The sequence below is a fragment of the Streptomyces sp. IBSBF 2435 genome, assembly GCF_036815005.1.
Taxonomy (GTDB): Bacteria; Actinomycetota; Actinomycetes; order Streptomycetales; family Streptomycetaceae; genus Actinacidiphila.
This window is the reverse complement of record NZ_JAJSYW010000284.1, coordinates 1-5,739: the sequence shown is the minus strand read 5'-3', so window position 1 is coordinate 5,739 and position 5,739 is coordinate 1. Positions and strand designations below refer to the sequence as shown.

Sequence of the window (5,739 nt, the reverse complement as noted above, 5' to 3'; positions counted from 1 at the left end):
CACCCGCCTGCAGATCTACGACCGCAACACCAACCCCTGGCAAACATGGCACCTGCCCACCTGACACCGCCCCGCCCGCCGTACCGGCAGCTGTCCCGACGCCCGACGCGGACACCTGACATCGGACGTCAGGTGTCGGACGCAGGCGGTAACTTCCCATAGGAAAGGCACTCGCTCATGTCCCTACGTGCCAGAACGCGAGCACTTGCGGCCGCCGTATCAGTGGCGGCTGTCGCAGCTGTCGCCCTCACGGCCACCGGAGGCTCTGCCTCGGCAACTCCGCCCGGGCCGACCGGAGTCACCCGGGCCGACGAGATCGCGTACCTCAAGAGCCTCACCGGCAACCACGTGCTGTCCGGCCAACAGGGCGGCGCGAACAGCGACCCGGCCCAGTGGGTCCGCAAGGCGCACGACATCACCGGCCAGTACCCCGGCGTCTGGAACGGTGACTTCGGGTTCAGCCAGGACGACATCAACAACCGGCAGACGGTGGTCAACGAGGCCAAGACCGAATGGGCCAACGGCACCATCCCCGGCCTGATGATGCACGCCTGCCGCCCGGACGTGGCCACCTGCTCCTTCGAGGGCGGCTCGAACCCGGTGAAGGGCAGCAAGCTGTCGGACTCCGAATGGAGCCAGCTCATCACCGACGGCAGCGCCCTCAACAACGACTACAAGGCCAAGCTCGACCAGTTCGTGCCGTACTTCCAGCAGCTCAAGGACGCCGGCATCCCCGTCCTGTTCCGCCCGCAGCACGAGCTGAACGAAGGCTGGGCCTGGTGGGGCGGGCGCCCCGGCGCGAACGGCAGCGCGCGGCTGTTCCAGATCACCCACGACTACCTGGAGTCCAAGGGCCTGAACAACATCATCTGGGTGTGGGCTCCCAAGGACGTCGCCGGCGGCGCCTCCCAGGCGGCGAGCTACTACCCGGGCAGCAGCTACGTGGACGTCGTCGGCCTCGACGTCTGGGTGAACAAGTTCCCCTCCAGCGACTGGTATCAGGCCATCCAGAACATCGCGGGCGCCAAGCCCATTGCCCTGGCCGAGGTCGGCAGCGTGCCGCAGCCCGCACAGATGGCCTCCCAGCCCAAGTGGACCTACTGGAACGTCTGGATGAACTGGCTGACCGACCCGGCCTACAACTCCAACGACTCGATCAAGGCCGGCTACTACGACGCCCGCACCTACAGCCAGGGCGAGATCCACATCCCGACCGGCACGCCGACGACTCCTCCGACGACGCCGCCGGGTGGGTCGCACACGGGGGCGGTCACGGGTGTGGGTGGCAAGTGTGTGGATGTGGCGGCCGCGAGCACTGCGAACGGCACGGCGGTGCAGCTGTACGACTGCAACGGCAGTACGGCGCAGTCGTGGACGGTCGGCACCGACGGGACGATCCGGGCCCTGGGCAAGTGCCTCGATGTGACCGGGCAAGGCACCGCGAACGGCACGAAGCTGCAGATCTGGGACTGCAACGGCTCCGGGGCCCAGCAGTGGAGCACCGAATCCGACGGGCACCTGAAGAACCCGCAGTCCGGCCGCTACCTCGACGACCCCGGCGGCAGCACCGCCAACGCCACCCGCCTGCAGATCTACGACCGCAACACCAACCCCTGGCAGACATGGCACCTGCCCACCTGACACCGCCCCGCCCGCCGTACCGGCACCAGCACACCACCCCGGGGCCGTCCGCCACCGCGGACGGCCCCGAACGCGTCAGTGGCGGACGATCCCGCTCGCCCGGTGGTCGGCCGCGATCAGGGCGGCCCCGATGAGTCCGGCGTCGGCCCGCAGAGCGGCGCGCTCGACACGGACTCCCGCGGCGAACGGCAGCACCGCGTAGGACGCGAGGTGGCGGCGCAGCGGCGGGAAGAGCACGTCGTGGGCCTCGGCGACGCCGCCGCCGATGACGGCCACCTCGATCTCCACCAACGTGGCCACCGCGGCGACGGCCGCCGCCAGCGCCCGGGCGGAGGTGTCGAAGGCGGCCAGCGCGATGGCGTCGCCGGCGCGGGCGTCGGCCGCGAGCGCCGGGCCGTCGGCGGCACCGGCTGGCTTCCAGCCGGTGCGCAGGGCGCGGCGGGTGAGGGAGGTGCCGCTGGCCAGCTGCTCCACACAGCCCCGGGACCCGCAGACGCACGAATCTCCCAGAAGGTCGACAGTGATGTGGCCGAGGTGGCCCGCGTTGCCGGTGGGACCGTTGCGCACCACGCCGTCCATGACCAGTCCCGCACCCACTCCGGTTGACACCACCATGCACAGCGCGTCCCGGCAGCCTCGGGCGGCGCCGATCCGGTGCTCGGCGGCCGTCATGGCGACGGCGTCCCCGCACAGCGTCACGGGCATCCCGGCCAGCGCCGGCAGCCCGCGGACCTGCTCGACGATCGGGAAGTCACGCCATCCGGGGATGTTGACCGGAGAGACCATGCCGCGGGCGATGTCGACCGGTCCGGCGCTGGCGATGCCGAGCGAGGCCACGCGGGTCCACTGCGGCAGGGCGGTCATGGCGGCCAGCACCGCCCGCACGGCGGAGAACACCTCCTGAGGCCCGCCCGCAGCCGGAGTGCGCTGCTGTGAGCGGTGCAGGACGTTCCCACGCCCGTCCAGCACCGCGCCGGCGATCTTCGTGCCGCCGATGTCGAGGGCTGCCAGGAGCCGGTCGCCGGCGTGTACGGGAGGCGGAGACGACACCTCGGAGGATCGCGTGACCATGACTGTTCTCCGTCCGGACGATGAGGGCCTGGGCGAGCGGCGACGAGCCGGGCACAGGTGAGTGAGGTTCCTGCCCCTGATCAGGCGGCAGGGAGACTGCGGTCGGGTGCGGACCCGTCAGCGAAGCGGCGCGAGGGTCGTACAGCGCGATGGCAGTGCATCGTTTTATCGTCAGACCCAGCCCGAGAGCGCGGACATGAACCCGGGGAAGTCGTCGCGGTGGATCGAGTGGCCCGCGCCGGGCACCGTCCGCAGGGCGAACCTGCGGGCGCGCAGCAGTTCCTGCCCGCCGGGCGTGACCCGCTCGCTGGGGTCGGCCAGGAGCACCAGGGAGGGGCGGACCGCCGAGGCCGGAAGGCCGGGCGGGGGCTCCAGAACCGTCACGGTGTCGGGGTCCCACAATGCCAGGCAGGCCACCTCGTCGTCCACGGCGGCGGCCTCCCAGCGCGGGTTGGCCGCGCGGATCTCGTCGCGGGTCGCGTGTTTGTAGGCGCGGGCCGGTGCGAGGTCGTGCGGCTCGCTGCGCCAGGCAGGATCACTGTATACGGCCCGCTCAACCGCCATGCCGCGGCCGATGGCCCGCTCCAGGACCACGGCGCCCAGAGAGTGCCCGACCGCCGCGTCGACGCCGTGCGGACAGGCGGCGGCCAGCGCAAGCGCCATGTCATCGAGGCGGTAGCGCCTGGCGCCGTCCGCACCGCCGCCGCGGGGGCTTCCGCCGTGGCCCGGCAGGTCGACGCCGACGACCCGGTAGCCGCGGTCGGCGAGCGCTGGTCCGACCCGGCGCCAGGTGCGGTGATCGGCCATCATGCCGTGCACCAGCAGCGCCACCCGGTCACCGGCGCCCCATGTGTGCGTCGTCAGCTGCATCGTCGTCTCCCGTTGCGAGGAGAAGCAGGCCGGCCTACCGCCGCCCATCTTCCCTCGAACGTTTTATAGACGTAACGCGGGTGTGGCGTCTACCGTGAACCGCGGATCGGTCAGGCGGCGGCCGCCGCCGGTCGCCGGTGCTCCGCCGGCCGTCGTCCGTGCACGAGTGTGCCCGGGACGTGCGGCCGGGTGATCCCGCGGCCTGGCTGCGACGCCGGGACGGGAACGGTGGGCTGGACGCACCCGGACGCGGAGCTGTGACCTGCGGTTCCGCCGGTGCGGAAGCAGGCCATGCCCGGTGCACGCCGGGTGGAGCCGTGCGGGCCGATCCCGCTGCCCGGTGCCGGCCGGCGGTCATGAACAGAGAACAACTCCCGCATCCCGTCGAGGAGATGATCACGTGTTCCCAGCGTGTACCCGCACAGCGTCCAGGAGCCTGGCAGGCGCCGTCCTGGCGGTGGTGGCGGTGCTTGTCGCGACGACTGCCGCGGCGCCGCCGGGCAGTACGCACGCCCTCTCCGCCCCGGCGCCCTCGGCGGCCGCCCAGAGCTCACCGGTCGTGCGGGACCAGCAGGGCGTTCTGCGCGGCACGGCGGCAACACCCCGGGTGGACTTCTTCGGCCGGGTCCCGTACGCCGCCCCGCCGGTCGGCAGCCTGCGCTGGAAGGCACCGCAGCGCGCGGCCTCCTGGCGGGGTGTCCGCGATGCCTCGACGCCGAGCCCGGTCTGCGCGCAGACCGAGAACAGCAACGGGCCCCGCTCGGAGGCCGAGGACTGCCTCTACCTGGACGTGTGGCGCCCGGACACCCCGGCAGCCCGGGCCGGCCGTGCACCCGTCCTGTACTGGATCTTCGGCGGCGGCGGCATCAACGGCTCGGGCAGCCAGTACCAGGCGGCCGACCTGGCCGCCGAGACCGGCAGCGTCGTGGTGACGGTCAACCACCGGCTGGGCTGGCTCGGATTCCTGGCGCTGCCCGCACTCGGCCGGGAGGCCGCCGACGGCATGTCGGGCCAGTACGGGCTGATGGACCAGATCGCCGGGCTGCGCTGGCTGCGCGCCAACGCCCGCGCGTTCGGCGGTGATCCCGGCCAGGTGACGGTGGCCGGGCAGTCCGCCGGCGGCCGTGCCGTCTGCCGGCTGCTCACCGTACCGTCGGCCAGGGGGCTGTTCGCCCGGGCCATCATCGAGAGCGGCGCGTGCGACGCGCAACCGCTGGGCCCGGCACAGGAGACGGGGACCGCCTTCGCCGCGTCGGCCGGCTGCGCCGATCCCGCGACCGCCGCCCGGTGCCTGCGCGGCAAGAGCGTCGGCACGCTGCTCGACCAGCCCGGCGGCCCGCCCGGCACGCCCACGGTCGGCGGGGCACTCTTGCCGCTCGACCCGCGGCAGGCCATCGCCGAGGGCCGCTTCACCCATGTGCCCGTCCTGGTCGGCAACACCCACGACGAGAACCGCCCCTACCCGGGCATCGCCCAGCCCGCCACCCAGGACACACTGACCGCCTGGGTGCGGCGCGGCTACCCCCAGCAGGCGGACGAGATCCTTTCCCTGTACGCCGGTATGGCACCGGCGGACGCGGCGGGCGCCATCGCCTCCGATCCGGACCGGGTGTGCCGTGCGTGGACGATCGAGAACGCGCTGGCACCGCAGACCCGCACCTACGCCTACGAGTTCGCGGACTCCACCGCACCGGCCGAAGCCGTCACCCCCGGCTTCGCCTGGGGCGCCTACCACACCACCGAACTGGAATACCTGTTCACCTTCACCCGCAGCGACGGGTCGCAGAAGTTCCTGACCGGCCTGAACCCCGCGCAGGAACGCCTGGCCCGGGCCATGCGCGCCCAGTGGGGCGCCTTCATCGCCACCGGCCGACCCGACCCCCGGCAGGGCCCGTGGCCGGCCTACCGCCCGGGACACCCGGAAACCATGCAGTTCCGCCTGCCGCGGTCCGGACCGACCGCGGGCTTCACCGCCGACCACCACTGCGACTTCTGGAACGCGCACGGCCTGATCCACCTCCAGTGACGCCCGGGGCGGGCTGCTCGAAGAGAGCGGCCCGCCCCGGTGCCCCACCGCCGATCGAACCGGTCCCCCCGCTCGCACCCGTGCACGCTTGCTCCCTCCACCCTGGAGAAACATGACGCCCCCCTCCGCCG

General features: G+C 72.7%; 4 protein-coding genes. 2 read left to right on the top strand and 2 right to left on the bottom strand.

Annotation, left to right across the window (positions count from 1 at the left end; genetic code table 11):
* Positions 1–222: 222 nt before the first annotated feature.
* Complete coding sequence (locus V7E46_RS31975; RefSeq protein ID WP_333771681.1) at positions 223–1,641, top strand: glycosyl hydrolase; 1,419 nt, start codon at positions 223–225, stop codon at positions 1,639–1,641.
* Between the two features lie 75 nt (positions 1,642–1,716).
* Here the strand turns inward: V7E46_RS31975 and V7E46_RS31970 are convergent, their stop codons facing one another.
* Positions 1,717–2,712 (bottom strand): ROK family protein, encoded by a 996-nt coding sequence (locus V7E46_RS31970; protein WP_333771680.1) that lies wholly within the window; start codon positions 2,710–2,712, stop codon positions 1,717–1,719.
* A gap of 171 nt (positions 2,713–2,883) precedes the next feature.
* Entirely contained in the window at positions 2,884–3,582 is a 699-nt protein-coding gene (locus V7E46_RS31965) for an alpha/beta fold hydrolase (RefSeq protein WP_333771679.1), read from the bottom strand.
* Between the two features lie 400 nt (positions 3,583–3,982).
* Here V7E46_RS31965 and V7E46_RS31960 point away from each other — a divergent pair, with 400 nt between their 5' ends.
* Positions 3,983–5,608 (top strand): carboxylesterase/lipase family protein, encoded by a 1,626-nt coding sequence (locus V7E46_RS31960; RefSeq protein WP_333771678.1) that lies wholly within the window; start codon positions 3,983–3,985, stop codon positions 5,606–5,608.
* Positions 5,609–5,739 lie beyond the last annotated feature (131 nt).

Excerpts from the sequence above, each read along its gene's own strand:
- V7E46_RS31965 (WP_333771679.1), bottom strand. The coding sequence starts at position 3,582 with ATGCAGCTGACGACGCACACATGGGGCGCCGGTGACCGGGTGGCGCTG.
- V7E46_RS31970 (WP_333771680.1), bottom strand. The coding sequence starts at position 2,712 with ATGGTCACGCGATCCTCCGAGGTGTCGTCTCCGCCTCCCGTACACGCC.